The 22,228-nt window shown below is 28.9% G+C and carries 13 protein-coding genes; 3 read left to right on the forward strand and 10 right to left on the reverse strand.

Annotated elements, in window-relative coordinates; all coding sequences use genetic code 11:
• The gene (locus AC2A4K_RS10840) at positions 1-3,384 is read right to left on the reverse strand and encodes a beta-N-acetylglucosaminidase domain-containing protein (protein WP_322502506.1); all 3,384 of its coding nucleotides are present in this window, start codon (positions 3,382-3,384) and stop codon (positions 1-3) included.
• 395 nt (positions 3,385-3,779) lie between these two features.
• On the opposite strand from AC2A4K_RS10840, the gene AC2A4K_RS10845 reads away from it, so the two are divergent.
• Complete coding sequence (locus AC2A4K_RS10845; RefSeq protein WP_322502507.1) at positions 3,780-4,730, forward strand: fused DSP-PTPase phosphatase/NAD kinase-like protein; 951 nt, start codon at positions 3,780-3,782, stop codon at positions 4,728-4,730.
• Positions 4,731-4,792: 62 nt separating this feature from the next.
• On the opposite strand, the gene AC2A4K_RS10850 is transcribed toward AC2A4K_RS10845, so the two are convergent.
• From AC2A4K_RS10850 to AC2A4K_RS10880, 7 genes are all read right to left on the reverse strand, one after another.
• Entirely contained in the window at positions 4,793-6,562 is a 1,770-nt protein-coding gene (locus tag AC2A4K_RS10850) for an ABC transporter ATP-binding protein (RefSeq protein ID WP_322502508.1), read from the reverse strand.
• Between the two features lie 61 nt (positions 6,563-6,623).
• On the reverse strand, positions 6,624-8,354 hold the full coding sequence (locus tag AC2A4K_RS10855; RefSeq protein WP_322502509.1) for an ABC transporter ATP-binding protein: 1,731 nt from the start codon (positions 8,352-8,354) through the stop codon (positions 6,624-6,626).
• Between the two features lie 841 nt (positions 8,355-9,195).
• The gene (locus tag AC2A4K_RS10860; protein ID WP_322502510.1) at positions 9,196-10,224 is read right to left on the reverse strand and encodes a hypothetical protein; all 1,029 of its coding nucleotides are present in this window, start codon (positions 10,222-10,224) and stop codon (positions 9,196-9,198) included.
• A 220-nt stretch (positions 10,225-10,444) separates the two neighbouring features.
• Entirely contained in the window at positions 10,445-13,195 is a 2,751-nt protein-coding gene (locus AC2A4K_RS10865; protein WP_322502511.1) for an endo-beta-N-acetylglucosaminidase, read from the reverse strand.
• 415 nt (positions 13,196-13,610) lie between these two features.
• On the reverse strand, positions 13,611-17,123 hold the full coding sequence (pulA, locus tag AC2A4K_RS10870) for a type I pullulanase (RefSeq protein ID WP_322502512.1): 3,513 nt from the start codon (positions 17,121-17,123) through the stop codon (positions 13,611-13,613).
• A gap of 223 nt (positions 17,124-17,346) precedes the next feature.
• Positions 17,347-18,933, reverse strand: coding sequence for an alpha/beta hydrolase family protein (locus AC2A4K_RS10875; protein ID WP_322502513.1), 1,587 nt, complete (start codon positions 18,931-18,933; stop codon positions 17,347-17,349).
• Positions 18,934-19,044: 111 nt separating this feature from the next.
• Positions 19,045-19,842, reverse strand: a complete 798-nt coding sequence (locus AC2A4K_RS10880; protein WP_322502514.1) for a MerR family transcriptional regulator — start codon at positions 19,840-19,842, stop codon at positions 19,045-19,047.
• 83 nt (positions 19,843-19,925) lie between these two features.
• Between AC2A4K_RS10880 and AC2A4K_RS10885 the strand changes: the two genes are divergently transcribed.
• On the forward strand, positions 19,926-20,567 hold the full coding sequence (locus AC2A4K_RS10885) for a GNAT family N-acetyltransferase (RefSeq protein ID WP_322502515.1): 642 nt from the start codon (positions 19,926-19,928) through the stop codon (positions 20,565-20,567).
• 163 nt (positions 20,568-20,730) lie between these two features.
• Here the strand turns inward: AC2A4K_RS10885 and AC2A4K_RS10890 are convergent, their stop codons facing one another.
• Both AC2A4K_RS10890 and AC2A4K_RS10895 read right to left on the reverse strand, forming a co-directional pair.
• Positions 20,731-21,138 carry a hypothetical protein gene (locus AC2A4K_RS10890; protein ID WP_322502516.1) on the reverse strand — a complete coding sequence of 136 codons (408 nt, stop codon included), beginning with the start codon at positions 21,136-21,138 and terminating at the stop codon, positions 20,731-20,733.
• Between the two features lie 181 nt (positions 21,139-21,319).
• Positions 21,320-21,679 (reverse strand): hypothetical protein, encoded by a 360-nt coding sequence (locus AC2A4K_RS10895; protein ID WP_322502517.1) that lies wholly within the window; start codon positions 21,677-21,679, stop codon positions 21,320-21,322.
• 202 nt (positions 21,680-21,881) lie between these two features.
• Between AC2A4K_RS10895 and AC2A4K_RS10900 the strand changes: the two genes are divergently transcribed.
• Positions 21,882-22,217 carry a YnfA family protein gene (locus AC2A4K_RS10900; RefSeq protein WP_322502518.1) on the forward strand — a complete coding sequence of 112 codons (336 nt, stop codon included), beginning with the start codon at positions 21,882-21,884 and terminating at the stop codon, positions 22,215-22,217.
• Positions 22,218-22,228 lie beyond the last annotated feature (11 nt).

Raw genomic sequence — 22,228 nt, forward strand, 5'->3', positions numbered from 1 at the left:
TTATCTATCAGTTCTTAAAGTTAGAGACTCTTTACTTGAAAGTTCTCCATTTGAGAATTTAGCTGCAACTTTAAAGTTATAGATTGTATGCCTATTTAAACCTTTAAATGTATAGCTTGTTTCATTTGCCGGAACTTCTCCAACCTTCTTTCCATCTTTATAGAGAATATATCCTTCTAAGCCAAATGTATGCTCTGGAGCTTCCCAATTTACAGTTACATCCTTTTTATTAATTTCAGATGTCACAAAATTTCTTACTGGGTTTACTATTATTTCTTCTTTTTCTTCTCTTTCTCTAGCTATAATCTCATATATCTTTGGTACTGATTTTGAAGCATCAAATTCAATTTTAACTTCAGTTATAACATCATTTACAGTTAAGGTATTTAGCTGACTATCTAATATTCCAACTTCTTTCCAATTTTCATCTAATCCCTTAACACTTATTTTTGCCTCAGATATTCTTTCTTCATCTTGTAAGAATATTAACTCTTTCATATTTGTTATCTTAGTCATTTTATAAACCAATGCATCTCCTTCTTCTACAGCATCAGGCTCATAAGCTGTTGATAAATCTCCATCATATAGGTTTTCAAAATTACCTAAAGGTGTCCCAGTAACTAATGATACTGAGCTATCACCCATATCTGGCACTGTTTTATTAAATTCTATTTCATGTATTTGAACCCAATAACCACTATTTTCTCCTTTAGCTTCAATCTTAATATATCTTGCTAATTTTCCTTCAGCATTAGCTGTAGCGACTTTTTTTCCACCCTCATCTGAATACTTAAGTTCTCCTAAAGAAGTCCAATTAACTCCATCTTCTGAAATCAAATATTCAGAATTTCTCATATAATCAGTTTGTGCAAAATGAGTCTTTATATCATATAGAGGTATAGTAGCACCTAAATCCACTTGTACATAATGTCCCTTTCCTGTTGCTTTATCTGACCAATATTTAGTATCCATGTTTCCATCTATAGCTTTATCTATAGTATAATTTTGATAAGTTCCTATATTTTCTTTTATTGTTGGTTTAGCTTTATAAACTGGTACTAGCTCTAATTTATTTAAATTTATAGTTTTAGGCTCTTGTGAAGTATTAACAACTCTAACAAAAGTAGCATCTAAAACCTCACTTACACTTAAAATACCATCCTCTAAATTAGCCTCAGCATTACTCCACTCTAATCCATTTAGAGAATACTGAATTTCTAATCCCTCATAAGAATCTGCATCTAAGTTTATCTTTCTTAATTTTGAAGCCTTAGGAAGAACCATTTCAACATAATCATTTTCCTTTAAGTTTAAATTCTCAATATTTGATACACTATAATTACCATTCTCAAACTTAACCTCTACATTTTCAATTCCTTCAACTGAAGTATTGAATTCTGCATTTGAATCTGGTAATAAGGAATTACTAATCATACTTTTTGAGAACTCTATAGTTTCCTCAACTATAGGCTTAAGTCTCTTTTCTCCAACAGCAACTACATTTTCTTTTTCTCCATCTCCTTCTCCACTTATAATCTTATAAGTAGTCATAAGTTCAAGTTTCTCCTCAGCAAGATTACTTTTATTTAGCCACTCTTCAACATTGCCTTCTTCCGCAGCAATTATAGCTTCCATAGATGCTACACCAGCTTCTCCTAAAGCTTTATAAGCATTTAAATGTTGTTTTATTTCATCTAAAAGATTTTCATTTGTAATCTTAGTTGTGATACTTTCATAATCTGATATTATTAATTTAAACTCTTCTAATAAAGCTTTCGCTGATTCTACAGTTGACTCTCCATTTTTAATAGCATCTTTTAAAGCATCTATTTTTTCTACTAAATACCATGACTCATCATACTCAAAGGGACCACTTTTTCCTCCATCATCCTTTAGGTAACATATATTGGAAGCAAATCTCATAAATTCTTCTTTTGCTTCTGGTACAAATTTTTCTATAGAAGTTTCCCAACTTTCCATATAGTTAAACTCATCAGTATTCCAAGTATAATCAGCTATACTATATAGAGCTACCTTTGAAGCCTCTGCTTGATTCATTGGATTTGAGAAAAATCCACTAACATTATCTAAATCTTGATTTAAATTATGAAGTGGAGCCATCAATATTCTACTATCACAATAGTCATTTACTGGATAGTTCCACCAAACAGCTAAATCCTTATCAACTCCTGTTTGAATCTTTGGCCACTCAAAAACTTCCTTAGATATATTGGACATTGTTGCATGTCCTGTCCACATCACTTGTATATCATCATGTAAAGTTTGCATAAAAGGCTTAAAATATCTATCCATATTTGGTCCCCAAGCTGAGTTATATCTTGCAGATATAACTATCATAGGCGCCACGTCTCCCTTAGCCTTAACAAACTCTGTATCTATTCTATTAATCCACTCAGCTTGCATCTGTCCTCTTGACCAATCATCTGTATCATCAAAAAGAACACCAAACTGACGAACTCCTAAATCATAAAGCTGTTCAAATTTGTTTATAAGAGCCTCAAAATCCTCATCTGTAAATTTAAGAGTAGCCCCTGGATGGATTGTCCAACAGAAATTAAAGTTATTCTCTGCCCCTGCCTTAGCAAGTTCAGCTATTTGCTTAGCCTCTTCTTCTGGATATAGCTCTTTCCAATTTGCTCTATGATAAGGATCATCTTTAGGAGCGTAAATATAAGTATTCATCTTGTACTCACTAGTATCCTTCATAAGACTCATTCTATCTTCGTGACTCCAAGGTACTCCATAAAATCCTTCTATAAATCCTCTAAATTCTATTTCTGGATAGTCAGTTATAACAACCTCTGCAAACTTTTCATCTTCATTAGACTGCTCCAAAATCTGACTTAAAGTTAAAACTCCATAATAAGCACCATCTTTATCTGAACCTATTATAGATATATTTCCTTTTGAATTAACATCATTACTTGTTTTTAATATATAGCCTTCTTTTCTACTTAAAACATCGCTGTCTTCTAAATTCCCATCTAAACATTCTTCACAATGATCTCCTTCTGAAGAAATTATGATATTAGCTTTTCCCTCTTCAATATTATCTGATACAACAAAAGGAATGTTACTTTCATTTAAGGCTCTTTCAAGTCTTACAGATGTTGCCATCTCTTGCTCCCCATGATAAACTACATTAACCTCTCCTTCTAAACTCATACCTTCTATTGATGAATGTTCTAAGGTTTGAGGAACTGGATAAATTTCAGCTTCTATCCTTTGGCCTTCTTCCCTCTCTTTAGGTTCCTCTCCATTATAACTTGCGAAAGCAGTAACTGAGGTTGATGTTATTACACTCACAGCACAAGTAGTAGCTAAAGCACTCTTAATAAGCTTTTTAATTTTTTTCTTATTCATTTAAAAATCTCCCCTCTCAAAATATTTTAACTTTTCACTTTCAAATAGTATTTCTCCTTGCTTGCAAATAAAAATCTTTAGTAAACATTTACAGTAAAATTTAAATAGATTAACAGTTTTAACTAAAATAATTTTTATTCCAAACTCTTTGAAAATTACTTCCCAATATATAAATATATTCCTATAATCATTAAAATATATCTTAATTGCTTTTCTAAAACAAAGTTTTTATATTTTCTCAATAATATCCTCTAAAAAACTCATCACTTAAATTAAATGATGAGTTTTTCATTTATATAATAATTAATATTACTTCTTAATACATATAAAAGTTATTTAATGCCATACTAAAATTAGTAATTATACTAGAAAATATATGTTGAGGTGATTTAACCGTGTTTAAGTTTTTGAAGAAAAACGCTTTTATTCTTTTTTTAATATTAAGTATTTTAGGAGGTTTTTTAGTTAATGATACTTTATTTGTAGCTGCTGAAGAAAATGATGTACATCTAGTTTTAGATACCAAAAACATTACTAATTTACCTCATAATTTTCGTACAACATCAAATTTAGATAATTTAGAGACTGTACCTAATTTAAATCTAAAAGGATTAGATACTCTTAATAGTTCAGGTAGTCAGCAATTTTCGCCTGAAAATTTATCCCTTTTGGTAAATGAAATAAAAACTGAACTTCCAATAGCCATTGTTGATTTGCGTCAAGAATCCCATGGTTTTATCAATGAATACCCTGTTAGTTGGAAAAATGCAAAAAATAATGCTAATGCTGGCTTAAGCAAAAAAGAAGTTATTTATAATGAAATAAATAGCTTAAATAGTATTCCAATAGGAGCGCCATTAAAATTTTTTAATCATCCTGAATTAAATGTTGTTCCCAAAAAAGTTTTTTCAGAAAATCAATTAGTTACATCTAATTCAATGTCTTATGTTAGAATTCCTGTAACTGATGGAAAACTTCCTACTGATGATATGGTAGATTATTTTATTGAGTATATAAACACAATGCCTAAAAATACTTGGCTTCACTTTCATTGTAAAGAAGGGATAGGAAGAACAACAACCTTTATGATTATGTATGATATTGTTAAAAACTATAAAAATGCTACTCTTGATGAAATAATACAGAGACAATTAGCACTTTCTGGATTAAAAGAACATAACATAGCTTCTTTTCCAACTAAAGAACGCTTAGATTTCTTTACTAATTTTTATAACTATGTACAAGAGCAAGAAGGTAACTTTAAAACTACTTGGAGCGATTGGCTTAAGAAAAATAATACATCTATTACACTTAATGAAGTTAACAAATTTGATATATGTGCATAAATAATAATAAAAAATATAGAAGAGACTCTAAAAGCCTCTTCTATATTTTTTAATAAATTCTTTTAAGCTTCCTTTAAAAAGCTATATTGTGCACAGTATAAATTATAATAATATCCTTTTCTTTTCAATAACTCTTCATGATTTCCCTCTTCAACAATCTTTCCATGAGAAAGAACAAATATCTTATCACAATCTCTTATTGTTGAAAGTCTATGAGCTATAACTATAGATGTTCTACCATCCATAAGCTTTCTAATTCCTTCTTGTACCAATCTTTCGGTTTCAGTATCAATGTTGGCTGTAGCTTCATCTAAGATTAATATTCTAGGATCTGCAATTAAAGCTCTTGCAAAAGCTATTAATTGTCTTTGTCCTAAAGAAAGTCTTGAACCTCTTTCATTAACATTTGTGTCATATCCGTCCTCAAGTTTTTCTATAAAACTATGAGCGTTAACAGCCTTTGCTGCCTCAATTATTTCTTCCTCTGTAGCATCTAATTTACCATAACGAATATTTTCTTTAATTGAAGAAGCAAAAAGGAATGAATCTTGAAGCATTATTCCCATTTGACTTCTAAGACTTTCTACATCAACAGAGCTTATATCTATTCCATCTATAAAAATCTTTCCCTTTGTTGGATCATAAAATCTGCTTATAAGATTAGTTATTGTAGTTTTTCCAGCACCAGTTTCTCCAACTAAGGCTATTTTTTCACCAGGATTCAAAGTAAATGTTACATCCTTTAAGGCATGATTTCCATCATCATCATAAGAAAAAGTAACATCTTCAAAATGAACCTCTCCCTTAATTTTAGGAAGCTTCTTCTCAGATGCATTTGCTACCATATCATTTTTGGTGTCCATAATATCAAAAATTCTTTCAGCTGCCGAAAGGTTAGTAACAAAAGCATTATAAAAGGCTGATAAATTCATTATTGGTCTCCATAGCATTTCAATATACATTATAAAAGCCATTAAAGTTCCTAGAGATAGACTTCCTCCATTTGTTAATTTATATCCTGCAAAAAGCACAATAGCAATTCCAAATCCTCTACATATATCTACCGTTGGCCAAAAATAATCTTGAAGTCTAACTGCATGTAAAAAACCATTAGCATGTCCATTTAAATGATTCTTAAACTTTTCTCTTGAATACTCTTCTCTACTAAACCCTTGAACAACTTTCATTCCTGAAAAGACTTCATGAGTATATCCTAAAAGTGATGATCTATTCTCTCTAAAAACGCTCCATCTCTTATTTGCTTTTATTTCAATAAGAAACATTCCTGCAAAAAGAAATGGTAAAACTACAAGACAAACCAAAGTAAGGCTTGGATTCATTAAAAACATCATAAAAATAACTAATAAAATTGTAAAAAGATTTGGTATTAAATTCACAATACTATTATTTAAAAGATTATTTAATGCATTAACATCTCCAACTACTCTAGATAAAATTTTTCCTACTGGCCTATTATCAAAAAATGAAAAACTTAAAGTTTGTATATGAGTATAAAGCTCATGTCTTATATTTACTAATATTTGATTTGTTATTTTACTCATAGACATGGTTCTTATTTTAGAAAGCACCATTGCTACTATATTTAATAAAACTAAAACTAGGCCTATTCCTAATAATCCTTTTACATCTCCAACTGAAACAAATTTGTCTATGGATACCTTCATTAAATATGGATTTAATGTATTACAACTCATAATCAATAAAAGCATTAATATTATCCCTAAAGTTTTCCACTTGTATGGAACTACATATTTTAAAAGTCTTTTAATAGTCTTCCATTTATGAGTTTTTTTCTCATTAATCTCTTCCATTATTCCTTCCCCCTTTTCTACTATAGCTTAATGTTATTTTTCTAAAACTTTTTAGATTCTTTTAAATCACCTCTTGTATAAACTCCAAATCTTGGAATTGGTGACGATATATGCTATAGTAATATCCCTTTTTCTCTAATAAGCTTTCATGATTTCCCATCTCAACTATTTCTCCATCTTTCATGAAAATTATTATATCTGCATCCTTAACCCCAGATATTCTGTGAGCTATTATGAAGGTTGTAGCCTTTTTTTGCTTTTTAGATAAATTCTTAAGCACCTTAAATTCTGTTTCCATATCAAGAGCTGAAGTAGCATCATCTAAAATTAATATTGGAGTTTTTCTTACTAAAGCTCTAGCTATAGCTAACCTCTGCTTTTGTCCTCCTGAAAGCCCTAAACCTCTTTCACCAACTTCTGTTTCAAACCCTTCTGGCATTTCATTTATAAATTCATATGCACAACTATCTTTTGAGGCCTCTATTATTTCCTCCTCACTTTTACTTCCACCAAAATCTATATTATCTCTTATGGAATCTGAAAATAAGAATGTGTCTTGAAATACTACTGCCATATTACTTCTTAATTTATCTAAATCCCATTTCTTAACATCCACACCATCAATTAATACTGTCCCTTCTGCAGCATCATAATGTCTTCCTATAAGAGAAAGAATTGAACTTTTACCACATCCTGTTTCTCCCATAATAGCAACAGTACTTCCTGCTGGCACCTTTAAATTTATATTCTTTAATACTTCCTCTTCACTATATTTAAATGAAACATTTTTAAATTCTATATCACCTTTAAGTATATCTGGATCATAAGGATTCTCTATAGAAGTTATTTGTGGTTTTCTCTTAAGAATATTAAATATTTTATCCATTGAAGCTCTATTTTGAGACATCATATTAACAAGCCATCCTAAATTTCTTACACAAAAAGATAGATTCAAAATATAACTACTAAAAGCTAAAAGTGTTCCCATAGTAATTTGTCCTTTAATAGATAAATAGCCTCCATAAATTATCATAGCCACCGGTGCTAAATTTGTTAAAAGATCAATTGCAGGTAAGAAATTACTTAAAATCCTGGCTTGAGTTATATTTAAGTCATAATAATCCTTATTAACCTTTAAAAATTTTTCAGTTTCATGCTTTTCTCTAGCAAAAGCTTTCACAAGCCTTATTCCTGCAATGTCTTGTTGTGCCATAAGATTTATATCAGCCACTTTATCACTTATTTTAGAATAATTTCTTTCAAATTTTTTATTTACTAAAATAGCTAAGAATCCCACTGGAAGTAAAATCACTAAACAAGTTATTGTAAGAGAAGGACTCATATTCATCATTATGGTTACAGAAATTATAAATAATATTATGCCCTCTATAAATAATCTAAGACCGTAGGAAATAGTTTCCCAAACAATATCTACATCCTCACCAATCCTAGACATAAGTTCTCCTGTATTGGTACTATCAAAAAATGAAAACTCAAAACTTTGAATTTTTTTAAAAAGATCGGTTCTTATTTCTTTACTCACATTTAAGGAAAATTTATCAAACATAAATTCTTTAATGTATCCTAAAATCCCACGTAAAAGTGCTAGGCTCAAGAAAATTCCAAAGAATAATCCTAACTTGCTTGAATCACTACCTAATAAAATATCATCAACAAATATCTTTTGAAGATAAGGGAAAAAGCTATCTATTCCCAAAACAATTATCATAGCTAATATTGGAATTATTAAAAATCCTATTCTTTTAGCTATATAGTTCTTAAATATCCCCATATGTCTTGCCCCCTTTGTTTATAGCTTTCTCTATAAGAGTATTAAAACTTTTTTAAAAGAACATCACCTATATTCACATTCTATCCCTCCTTATATGTAGAAGTAAAAATTTATATTAAAACCTATATAATTCTTTATTTCAAAGATTTATATAGCTTTAACTAACTACTATTTATGCAGCTTTTTATATAGCTTTGATCTAACTAATTCTTTTATTTTAAATATATAATTTTAGTAAATATAAAAAACTTATCTCCTTCAAAATATTTAGTTTTGAAAATAAAAAACACCTATATCCTTAAGCAGTGCCTAAGGACATAGATGTCCTATAAAATTAAAGATATAATTAAAAGATTTCTAAACTAAGCAAAATAGGAATACTGTTAAAATTTAAGTTTGTAAACTACTAAGGTTTTATATTTTTAAAAGTAATCAATACGTATAAAAAGTATTAAAAATCCCATATTATATTGGGTCCTCTTAGTAATAGTAATCTCTATATCATAACTTTATTTTATTTAAATAAAAAAGCACAGCTTCTCAGCCATGCTCTTTAAAATCACAAAAAGATTTCTATAAAGTTTTATGGAAAGCATTAGATAAATTCCATAAAAGGAGCAATTGACTGAGTACACATTATTCTTTTTGTAGGAAATAATAAATACATATCATGAACATATTCATTATCTAAAATTCTCATTTAATTGCCTCCTTTCATAAATTCAATCTTAATATTAATTATACTTGATTTTACGTACATTTCAACTATTTTATTCCATATTTTACGTTTTTTATCAATAAATTTTGTTTAACTTACCTGTTTTATATTATCTAAAATCTATTAATATTCTTCTTTTTCTTTTATTCTATGGAAAATCTCTTCTTCATAATCGTCTATATCAAAAGTATCTCCATTATAATTTTTATCTGCTCCTTTTATCTCTTCAACTTCCCAAGAATCATCAAAATCTATTTTTCTTCTTTTCTTTAAATAATTATCACTTAATTTTGGTTCTTCCTTTAGATTACTTTCATATTTAATATCATCCTCTTTAACTTCATACTCTTCATTATCAATAGATTTAGCAAAATCTAATATGTCTTTTAACATTGATTTTGCACCTTTTAGTATTTCTTCAAAACCTTCTTCATTTAACCCTTCAAAAACTCCTGCAGTTCCCCATACACTATTTCCTTCAATGTCCTTTAAAATTGATTTTGCACCTTTTATTATCTCTTCAAATCCATCATCATTTAAGCCTTCGAAAACTCCTGCAGTTCCCCATACACCACTTCCTTTAAAGAAAGTTCCATTTTTAAAATATTCTTTTACTATATTTATATTATCTTCAATGTCAACTTTATATTCATCATCTGTTTTTATATCTAAACGACTATTAGCTTTTGCCATTACGCTAACATCCTCATCAATATCTATTTTTTTTTTATTCTTTTGTAATTCTGAATTTTCATTAACTACATTATCAATATCGTAATCTACTTTATCATTATCATAAGTATCGTAGTCTACTTCATCATTATCGTAAATATCGTAATCTACTTCAGTATTTTTAATATATTCTTGCATAGGAATTTTATTTCTTCTATAAGTACTAACATTATCTTTCACAAGAGTCACTCTTGTGAAACTGAAGCTATCTCTTAAAGTCATTCTGTAAACTTTCCTTTTAAACAAAGGATGTTCTAAAGTTAAAACATAAACTCCTAAGGGAACTAAGAACTCCACAATTCCAGCAAAATCTGTATCTGCCTCATATTTTTCTCTTCGGTTTTCAATTTTAACTCTACATTGTGAAATAGGTCTTCGATTTTCATCTAATACATTTAAAAAAATTCTTTGATTAATCATAACTATTCATTAAGAGTTTTCTACCTCTTAAATTTTTCACACTCCAAAGAATACTATACATTATATACTTATTCTTAAAATTTCTTTTTGCTAATAAAATTTATAAAATAAAAAGACTTCTAAGAATTATTTTGAGATTAATCAAAACACTCCTGAAAGTCTTTTTTATTTTAATTGCTTAATAAATAGATATAATAATTTTAAGGTTTAAAGCTTACTATTATGGATTATATTGAAGTTTTGTAGTCTCTGATAAATTTCCTTCATAATCTTTTAACACTATAGAAATCTCTGTAGCTTCTTTAGGAATCGGAATATTATCAAACCCATCTTTTCCTCTTAAATATGAATACTCTATTCCTTCTACAGTAATATACATTTTCCACCAATCCTTAGAAGTTGGCCCATCAAAGATTAATTTACCATTTACAACTTTGTAGTTTCCGTTATAAGGTGTTGCATAAAAATCCTTAGTTTTACCTTTAGCTGTAACGGTATCTAAAACCTCCTTTTTATTATCAATTGTAGATACTTTCACTTCATATTTCTTACCATCTTCTTGTTTTAATGGCACTTTAATAGAAGTTGTACCTGGTTTAAATGTTTTTGAGAATATTTCTTTTTCTTCTCCACCCTCTAGTAAATTTACTTCTACTTCTATACCTTTAAAGGACTTCTTTTCTGGATTACTCCAATCTATTTCTAATTCCTCGGCAGTCTCAGTTACTTTTAAATCTTGCACCTTATAATCTTGTGAAAACTTAATTTTAGCGGGTTTACTTTCACTGCCATCTTCTCCTTGAGCTGTTAATAAAAGTTCCTTAGTATCCTCAGGTAAATTTTTAATGTAATAAACATCATCATAAATTCCACCTAAATAAGTTAAAGTTCCCTTATCTCCTTTGGAATAAAGATTATATTGTTTAACTTCATCATAATCTTCTAATTGCCACTCTACATAGATTTCATTAGTATTTAAATAATCCTCTATTTCAAATTCCTCTGGCATATCAGGAGTATAATCCTTACTATCAGTTATTCTTACTTCACCAATGTTCACTTGATAATCAGATGAAACTTCTCCATTTTTCGGAGAGAAAGCAAGTCCAATTACAGCAATTTCTCTTCCTTCAAATTGACTTAAATCAACATCTTTACTAACCCATCCATTAGTATCTTTATCTGAACCTTTAATTGGAACATATTCAACCTTATCAGGATTATCTTTAAATATAAGTCCTAAAGCCATTTCTCCAGCATTTTGACCAGATACTTTGTTGTAAGTTATTGTAGCTTTAGACTTTTTAACAACATCTAACTCTGTTTTAAATAAGCGTAAGTAATTCTCAGAATCTAAACTTCCATTAACAACTAAAGAACTTCCTCCCTTATATGCTCCTATTTGTTTATAAGTAAATTTATCACCCTTTTCTACATTTGGACCATAATCAAAGTCAGCCTGTAATTTACTTCCCTCAGACTCAATCCACCATTGCCATGTTGGAAGTATATCTTGAATGTTCATATTTGCCCATTCTTCTTTATTTGATATAACTCCATCTTTATAATAATGCACTCCATGTCCTGTGTTAAAGTTTGTCACAAAAGTTGCACCATCAACAACTGAACGCTCAGTTATATATCTTGATACTCCTCCCCACTGACTAGCATCCTTAAGCCCAACATCAGGTCTTGAATATCCTTCTTTTTCTCCTGTATCTAACGGATCAATTGTTACACCAGTATAAAACATTCTTTCACGTTCAGCTACCATCCATTGATAGTCAGCCTGTCCTCTTCTATTTTGAGTAGGATCTCCTAAATCATCATCTAAGCCTGCCTTTACATAATCAGGTGTAAATAAAGCTATTCCGGCTTTTGGATTTCCATTTTCATCTAATATAACATCCATATTTCTTGTTGAATTATGAGAACCATCAAACTTACCCATGGCAACCTCAACACCCATAAGAACTGAATCTAAAGGATTAATACCTATGCGCTGAGCCTCTGCTACACTTGCATCTATATATACAGGATTTGTGCTATCTCCATTATTCCATCCATCTGGAGAGTTCCAATTATAATTCATAAATATTGAATCATTTACACGACCAAGATTTTGATCATATACATAAGAGCTATGTGAAGATATAAGTGATGGTTTATATGTTAATTTACCATTTACATCATCTACACAATCATACCACTGAGTATATACACCTGCATCTACTAAAGTTTTAGTAAACTCTTTATATGGAATAATATGCGATGGATCTATACTTGTTTCTTGGTTTATAAAATACCCATCAAAACCAAAATATTCTTTTATTTCAATAAGCTTTTTAGCAACTATATATTCACCATTTTCATCCTTCTTTAATAAGGCATCATATGGTTGTCCTGATCTTGGTATAAATAAACATCCAATTGATTTAACCCCATTTTTATGAGCCGCATTAGTATATGCTGGGTTTGGAAGATTTAATATTCCAAATTCAAAATTACTACTATCTTCTCCTCCACCATATAAACGTAATGGAACCCCCTCTGTTGGCATACCATGCCATCCTCCATAATAATCAGTATACTGCCAGAAGTTATAAGCATACTGGCTAAAATCATTTGTATATGCTGTACTATCAAAGAAATAATTACCATAGTCTCCATTTAAGTTAGTAAGTGATGTTTCTGAACTTAAATTTGGATTTGCTTGAGTCTCTGAAAATGGTTCTATACGCTCTTGAAGTGGCACCTGAGCTCTTAACATTTCAGCATATGGATCCTCTTCCGGATTCCAATTTTCAATATCAATTGCTCTATATCCATGTTGAAATGGTTGATTTGCACCTTTTGTTGCATCTCCTGTTGGCGGAAGTGAAACACCAGCCTTCGTTGTTATAGCTAATGAAGATGTAACTACACATACTGTAGCAGCTATAATAGCTATCTTCTCTCTCATTTTTCTCATATTATTCATCCCCCTTATATTTACAAATATAGATAATATTTAAAATAAAGTATAGTTTCTTTAGTAAACGTTGTCAATGACATTTCATATGTAAATTCTTATTTTTGTAATAACTTACAATTTAAAAATATATTTATGATTATATTTTATTTGCTATAAATCAAATATTTACAATAAAAAAATAAGTAAAAAACTAATGTTTTACTTATTTTTCCTATCATTTTAAAACATAAATTCATACTATATATTAAACAAAGATTGTTTATGCAATATACTTTCTCCCTCCTATCTAAGTTTATTAGTAGTTCAAAACCTACCTAAATTAAGTTAACCTTTATTTCTTGAAAAATTTAGAGCTATTCTATTTATCCTCCTAGAATAGCTCTTTTTTTATATAATTAGTACTTCTTTAATATTAATTATTTTTTCTCTTTCTAAAGAATATAATTCCAGCTCCAACTAGTATTAAGCCAATTATCCCCAAAGAAAGAGCACTTGTTCCTCCTGTATTAGGAAGATTTCCTCCTGATGTCTTTTCTAAAACATTAACATTTATAGTTTTAGTCACCTTATTTCCGTCCTTATCAACTACCATATAAGTAACTTCATATTTTCCTGCTTTATTTGGATCAACATTATTTTTTATAACCTGAATCTTTGAAGTTAAATCTCCATCCTCTTTATCAAAGGCAGTAACTCCTTTTAAAGGATCAAACTTTTCTCCAAAATTCAATTCTAAATCCTTCGCATCTATTGTTGGTTTGCTATTTTCTGATGGCTTATTTGTACCATTATCATCTGGATTTTCTGGTTTATCTGGATTTTCACTTTCTCCACCATTATCTGGTTTATCTGGATTTTCAGTATTTCCTCCATTGTTATCTCCATTAAAGCTATCTTTTTGTACTAAAACGTAAGAAGATTGTGCTGGAACTTGAACTTTATTTCCTTTAATTTCATCAATCTTTTCAGTACCTGCCTTATTTCCATTTACAATAACAGCCCAGTCATTCATTGGAAGAGTTATCTCTACAGGTTCCTTATTTGCATTAAATACTACCGCTATGTCTTTCCATGAATCCCCTACATTTTCACCATTTAAAGTATATGCAACAACATTGTCATTTGTGAATGATTTTCCTTTTTCTAGGAATGTAAGATTGTTTTGAATATCTTTAGCAGTGTTCATTCTAAATACTTTATGAGATTTTCTAAGCTCTATTAATCCTTTATAGTAATTAAACAAGTCATTATATGCTTCTTTTCTTGTCCAATCAATTTTATTTACACTATCTGGTGCATTATAACTGTTGTGATTGAAGCTTCCATCTGAATTAACCTTTGTTCTTGCCATCTCTTCTCCTCCTTGGAAGAAAGGAATTCCTTGAGATGTTAAAACTATAGCTGAAGCCATTTTATTCATAGCCTCTAACTCTTCTTTAGATGCATCTTTATTTGTAGTTTGAAGTTTATCCCATAAAGTTAAGTTATCATGAGCTGATACATAATTTATTGTTTGATATGGTTCATTTGCCCAAGGTTCTACTCCATAGCCATCATATGGACTTGGGGAAATTCCATACTTGACACCACTATGCCTTACTGAACCAACTATTCCAAACTTAACAAGCTCTTCTAAACTATTATATCCATTAACGAAACCTGGTTTATCAGCATCAAAAACATGTCCTTTAACTCCATCTCTCATATCATCACTAAATGCAGCAATTTGCATATCACCATATTGTGGAGTATTTTTCTTTATGGCTCTTTGATTTTCTGGAAGAGGTGTATCTCCTCCTGTCCATCCTTCTCCATAAATTATTATGCTTGGATCTATTTTATCTAATTCTCTTCTTATATCCTTCATAGTTTCTATGTCATGAAGCCCCATAAGGTCAAACCTAAATCCATCTATTTTATATTCACTAGCCCAATATTTTACTGAATCAACCATCATTTTTCTAACCATGCTTCTTTCTGAAGCTAATTCATTTCCACAACCTGAACCATTTGAAAATCCTCCAGATTCATTCTGTCTATAATAATAATCTGGAACGGCTAAATTTAAATGGGAATCAGCTGTTGCTCCTGTATGATTGTAAACTGAATCCATAACAACCCTTATACCCGCTTTATGAAGTTCTTGAACCATTTCCTTAAACTCTTTTATTCTAACCTCAGCCTTATACGGATCTGTTGAATAAGATCCTTCTGGTACATTATAGTTCTGTGGATCATATCCCCAGTTATATTGTGGTTTATCTAATTTTGTTTCATCAATTGATCTATGATCAAAAGTTGGAAGTAAATGAACATGTGTTACCCCTAATTCTTTTAAGTGATCTATTCCTGTTTTTATATTCTCATTGGCAGGAAGTGTTGTATTAGGTTGCCACATTCCTTGATATTTACCTCGCATCTCCATTTTAGTATCTGAAGATGTGTCAATTGAAAAATCTCTTATATGGATTTCATAAATTACTGCATCTGTTGGATCAATAAACTCTGGCTTTTTATCATTTTCCCATCCTTCTGGATTAGTTGATTCTAAGTCAACAACCATTGCACGTCGTCCATTAACACCTACAGCTTTAGCATAAGGGTCAGTCACATTAGATTCTACTCCATTATTAGTAACTAGATAATCATAATAAACTCCTTTTTGATCCCCTTTAATAGAAGTTGTCCAAATTCCTTTTTCTCCTTTAGTCATTTCTATAACTTCCTTAGAGTTAGTTTCTTTAGTATAATCTCCTGTGTTATACATAGCTAATTTAACTGAAGTCGCCATTGGAGCCCATAATACAAAATCCGTTTTATTCTTCTTATATAAAGCACCTAACTCTCCGTTATAATGATAAAGTTTTTCAAACTCTTTATCAGCAAAGATTTTTCCTAAAGTTACAATAGCAGGTTTAAATCCTTCAATTTCTAAAATATACTCCTTAGTTAAATCTAATTTCTTGTCTGTTACTATTTTACCAGAGTTTAAGCTTTCTGGTATCGTTACCGAAATTGGTTGAGAAACACCATTTTCTTTTAAAGTAATCTTTTCATTCATATCTTGAGATGGCATCTTAATATTAGTTGTGAAGTTTATTTCATTTATTAAATCAATTTTAGCTCCTGTTATCGCTGGATCTTTTATTGCATCTTCTGCTCTAAAAACTATTTCAAGGTTATTTTGAACTAAATATGCATTAACTTCCCCCTTATTGTTTGCATAAGCTAAATTTATAAATCTATCAGCATGTCCATCTTTATCAGACCAATCTGGCCTTCTAACTATAATTCCAATACCTCTTGGATCAGCATCTTTTACTCCATCATAAACAATTGTTGATAGTTTTCCATAATCATCTTCTGATGATAAAGGGTATCCTTCTCCACCTTTAACCCCATCTAACCAAGACCAAATATCCCAATTATCATAATTTCCATCAAATCTGTAATAATGAAGATTTAAAGTAACCTTATCAAAATTTCTATTTAAAGGCTTAACCTCAAAAGTTCTTTCTCCATCTTCTTTATGATTTATAATAACTTCTTGATCTCCTTTTGAAAGGTCAATAAACTTATCTGAACCAAAATAGTTTTCTGCCCAGTCATTACCTGATTCACTTCTACGTAAGATAAATCCTAACTTTCCTTCATTTGTGTTAGTTTTAATAACTGTAAATTCTCCTTCATCATCATTTCCTATAAATTGAGAAACTTTAGTGTTGGTATCGGTACCATTCAAGTCTCTCTCCCAAGTCCATAAATTCCATCCGTTGTAGTTCTTATCAGGTCTGTTATATCTTATTTTAATATAAACACCTTCTGAACTTTTCTCATCAGCCTTAGTTATTTTAGGTATTTGTATTAAAGTTATGAAAAATACAAAACTTAAAAGAACTGATAAGAGCTTTTTAATTTTTCTCATATTCTCTCCCCCTATTTTAAATGTAAATATTTACATGTCACATATTACCATATATTCTCTGTACTTACAATATATTTTTATACAAATTGAAACTAAATTCAATAAAAAATTAATAAAAACTCAGAGTGTAAATATAAATAACACTCTGAGTTTTTATTATAAATTATGTTTTTATTTAATCAATACTCACATCTACTAAATCTTACTAAAAATTTGTATTTATTTAGTTCACAGTTATATCCTCAATCATCACTGCTCCGCTATCACTTTCATAAAAACTTAAGCTTAGTTCATCTACCTCTTTCATATCTATGTTTTCAAATAATTCTAAAGGTACTCTAATCATTGATAGAGGAGTAAATGAATCCCAAAAATAATGCTTGTACTCAAAAATTTCAGTAAAATCTAATTTTCCTTCCACATATGATAAGGCCTTTACATCATCATTTATTTTAACCTTAACTACATTTCCTTCTTTGTCTTTTAAAGTAACATTCACTTTTAATTTTTTATTTGGATCATTTAATTCATCTGATGGATCTAAAGCTAAGTTTATTATTAAAGCTTTTTTATTAGATAAATCTTTATCTATGGGAATAGTAATTGAAGCATTGTCACTTTCCCATCTAAGGTTTAAAAGCTTTTTCACATCTAACTCATCATTGAAAAACATAGGCACATTGAAGCCTTTTGTTTCATCACTTTTATAAAATGAACTTTCATTTAAAACTTTTAAGTCCAAATCCTCTTTTTTTACATCATCGAAATTATCATAATTTAAAAGAATTTCATTACTAGAACTCCAACTTTTCGTTTTAACTCCCAATCCATACATTGTTGTTGGCTCTATTGAATCCTTTTTGAAAAAGCCTTCTTCCTCATCTCTAAATAGACTGTCCATAAAATCTACAGAAATATTTTTTAAAAATCTTTCCTGTTCTTCTCTATTTAACTGTGATTCTAATTTCTTCTTATTTGCAATTAACTCCAAATCATTATTAATCAAATTACTATTAAAATTATTATGATTTGCTTTTTCTAGTATTATTAAATTTCCCTCACTTTTTCTACCAGGTTCTGCTACCATTTCATCAAACATAGGAATTCCGTCTAATCCAGCTACATCCCCATCATATTCAGGCACAACTATGGTAGTATTAACATCTGGCCATTTTCTTTCTGTGGATAAACGAGCTGGTGCAACTGATAAAATTCCTTTAATATTTTCGTTCTCATTAGCTATGTCGATTATAGTATCTGCTCCTCTAGAATGTCCAATTAAAACTATGTTCTCAAAATCTATTTTTTGAGATAACTCAGCATCATTTTTTAATACATTTATAAACTCTTTATACATGGCTCTTATTTTTTCATTGTCATCATTATCTCCATAGCTCCAAACATATGCTGGCTGAACATCTAAAGCTGCTCCTACATAGTCATTTTCCCCTAGATATTCAGTAAGATATTTAAAACCAGTATCAAACCTTACATTTTCATTCTCATTATTATGGGAGCCATGAATTACTATTGCTAAAGGCTTTTTTCCTTGACTTTTAGGAATTGTTATTGTTCCTCTTAATTTATATGGTAAAACCTTTCCACTTTTAGAATCATAGGTTCTATCTCCTAAGTTAAACTCTAAAGTGTCAGTCTCTTCATTTCGAGATTTTCCTTCTTCAACATTAAGGGTTGTTCTAGAAATTTCTTTTACTGATATCTCTTCTTTTTTATTCTCATTTCCTTTTTCTCCACACCCACTTAAAATTGTAGCAAACGCCACTAAAACAATAATTAAAGCCTTTTTCATTTGCCCCTACACCCTTTACATTTTATTGTAAGGTCATTATAAATTCTCTAAAATTTACAGTCAATATAATTTCCTGAACTGTAATTTATATGTTTTTATTTTGTAATAATTTTACTCAATTTTCATTTGTTTCTGACAACTATATGATTTAGTATTAAATATATCATTTAAAAGATCTATTTCTATTAAGCTTTCTAACTTCAAATTGTTATCCCCTAGATAATTATTAAATTTTTTCATTTGTTCCTTTTCATTTTCCTTGCTATAACTTAATGTTATGTAATTTCCCTCAGATAATTTTTCAACACCTATTATATTCTTATATTCTTCCTTCATTGGCTCAATAAATTTAAAAGCATATGACTTTTCTAAATCTCCCTTATTATCATAAAAATACATCATTCCTCCATCATCTGCATTCTTAATATTCTTTTCAATTATTAAATCCTCTAATTTTGAATAGTATAAAAGTTCTTTATAATCACCTAATTCCTTACATAGCATTTTTATTATCCATCTTTCTTTGAAATACTTAACTTTAACCTCCTTTTCTTTAACTGCTTTTTTAGAAAATTCTATTTGTGAATTTAAATTATCTATTTCTACTATAGTATTTTTTAAGCTTTCAATATTTCTTTCAGCTTCTATTTTCTTATCTTTTAAAAACTTTATAAGTTTTTCTGTATCTTTAGTTTTTAATATCTCTTGAAGTTCTTTTATGCTTACTCCTAACTTCCTACATCCTTTTATTATGTCTATATGAATAAATTGTTCTGCTGAATAATATCTATATCCACTGTTTTCATCAATGTAAGCAGGTTCAATTAAACCAACACTTTGATAATACCTTAAAGTTTTTATAGTTATTCCTTTAATTTTTGAAACTTCTCCTATAGAATATAATTTCATAAAAAATCCCCTTTCTTAATTGACTCTCCCCTTAGGGGATATATTATAAATTAATTATATACTAAATGAAGGGATGATTTTATATGAGTGAAATAAATTATAGGAAAATAGAAAAAACTGATTATGAAGAAGTTAAAAAAATAATAAATAAATCTTTTAAATTATATAAACTTATAGATGACGAAAAACTTCTTGATAAAGTGCTTACAATATATCTTCATTCTTGCTTACAAGAGACAACCTACTCTTTAGTAGCAGCAAAAGATAATAAACCGATTGGAGTTATTCTAGGAAATGTTTCAAAGAACAACTCAATTACAAACTCAATTTATCATTTTGGAGTAATTCTTAGTAAGTATATATCAATTGCATTAGGAAACTCTAAAGAGAAAAAAGAATTAAAGCAATTTGCAACAGTTTCAAAAGCTTATGAAAAATTATTAGAAGATAGAAATAATGAATTTCAAGGCTCTATAACACTTTTTGCTGTTAGAGAAGGTTATAGGGGCTTTGGTATTGGTAAAACCCTTGTAAATAACATTTTAAATTATATGAGAGAAAATGAAGTGAAAAAACTTTATCTTTTCACAGATACAATATGTAATTATGGTTTTTATGATAGCCAAGGCTTTAAAAGAGTAGATACTATTTCCTTAGATATGAGCTCTCAACCCACAAACTCTATTTTATCTTTAGATATATTTTTATATTCATATGATTTGTAAAGTTTAACCTCTCTTAAATTTAATAATAAACTTTAATAATTAGCTCTGTTTTAGGTGAATATTTTTATCCTACTAAAAGTTTATTTAATAAACTATAGACTTAAATGCATTTATAATACTTATTTAAATAACAAAAAGTCACGGAATTCTCCGTGACTCATCATTACTTTAATTCACAAAACTCTTTTTCTATCTCTTTTAACCTCTCATAAATATATTCACATTTATGCTGAACATAATAAGTTTTTCCTATTTGCTCCATAAAAAGATTCTTGTCCAATTCTTCAAATCTATTTGTAGTTTCTTCTCTTAACTCCTCTAACGCATTATAAAAATGAACTCCGTAAGGTCCTATATCCTCTATTTCTTCCTTAAAGATCTTACTTACTTCATTTAAATTAACCTCAATAATACCATCACAAGTATCATCTATAATAATCATATTAAAATCATCTTTAATTTTAATATTCTTGAAACTCTTTTCTCCAAAAATTTGAGATTCATCTCTAAATTCTTTTATAAGACTTGCAGCTTCTTTTGCTAATATTTTTCTTTTCTCAAAATCTCTCATTCACTTTTTCTCCTTAAAAATCAAAATAAAAATAAAACCAAAACTTTTAATTATATATTTATAGAAGTATTATTTAGATAATAACATTAGAATATAAAGCACAACAATATTTTCTAATCTATTTAAAATTTAATTTATTTTGAATGAAATTTTAAGTTTTTTTATAAATTACTAATAACTTTTAAGCTATAATATTTTCTTTTTTATTCTCATTAAACTTTTTAACTTTTTCTATGAAATTATCAAACATATAAAGGTATACCATCATTACTCCTATTGAAGCTAATATGGCAACTGTTAATAATTCTCCTCTTCCAAAATGAAGTATCTCTTTATCACTTATTAGAACTCCATAAAATAATAAAGATACTGAATTTTCTAACACAACAACTTTCCTCAAATTAAATGCAGATTTAACATCCTCCTCATTTATTGATTTAATTGCTTCTTCATTCTTCGAATAAAGGTTGTACACAAGATAAGAAACTATTCCTACTTGCATTACCATGAAAATTAAAGCTATAAAAAATCCTACTATCACTTATTCTCCCTCCAGTTCTCTCTTATCCTTTCATACCTTTGTAACCGTTTTGTATCAATTGTAATTATACCATCTTATTCTTTCATTTCCAATACAGTATGCATTCAAACTTCTCTAAATTGATATTTTTCTATGTAAATGCTATAATTTTGCATACTTAAACTTATAATAAAACTTAATACTAAACAAAGGAGAAAAAAATTTGGAAAATTTAAGATCAATATTTTACTTTCTACTAGCTGGTATTTTTGAAATAGGCGGTGGATATCTTGTTTGGCTTTGGCTAAGAGAAGGAAGAAGTCTTTGGTACGGAATTTTAGGTGCTATAGCTCTTATATTATATGGAATTATTCCAACCCTTCAACCAGCTAACTCTAATTTTGGAAGAGTTTACGCAACATATGGTGGTATATTTATTGTACTATCAATATTATGGGGATGGAAAGTTGATAATATTATTCCAGATAAATTTGATTTAATCGGTGGTTTAATCGCATTAATTGGCGTTCTTATAATCATGTATGCTCCTAGAAGTTAACTAGCAATTAA

The organism is Clostridium sp. LIBA-8841, assembly GCF_057782475.1.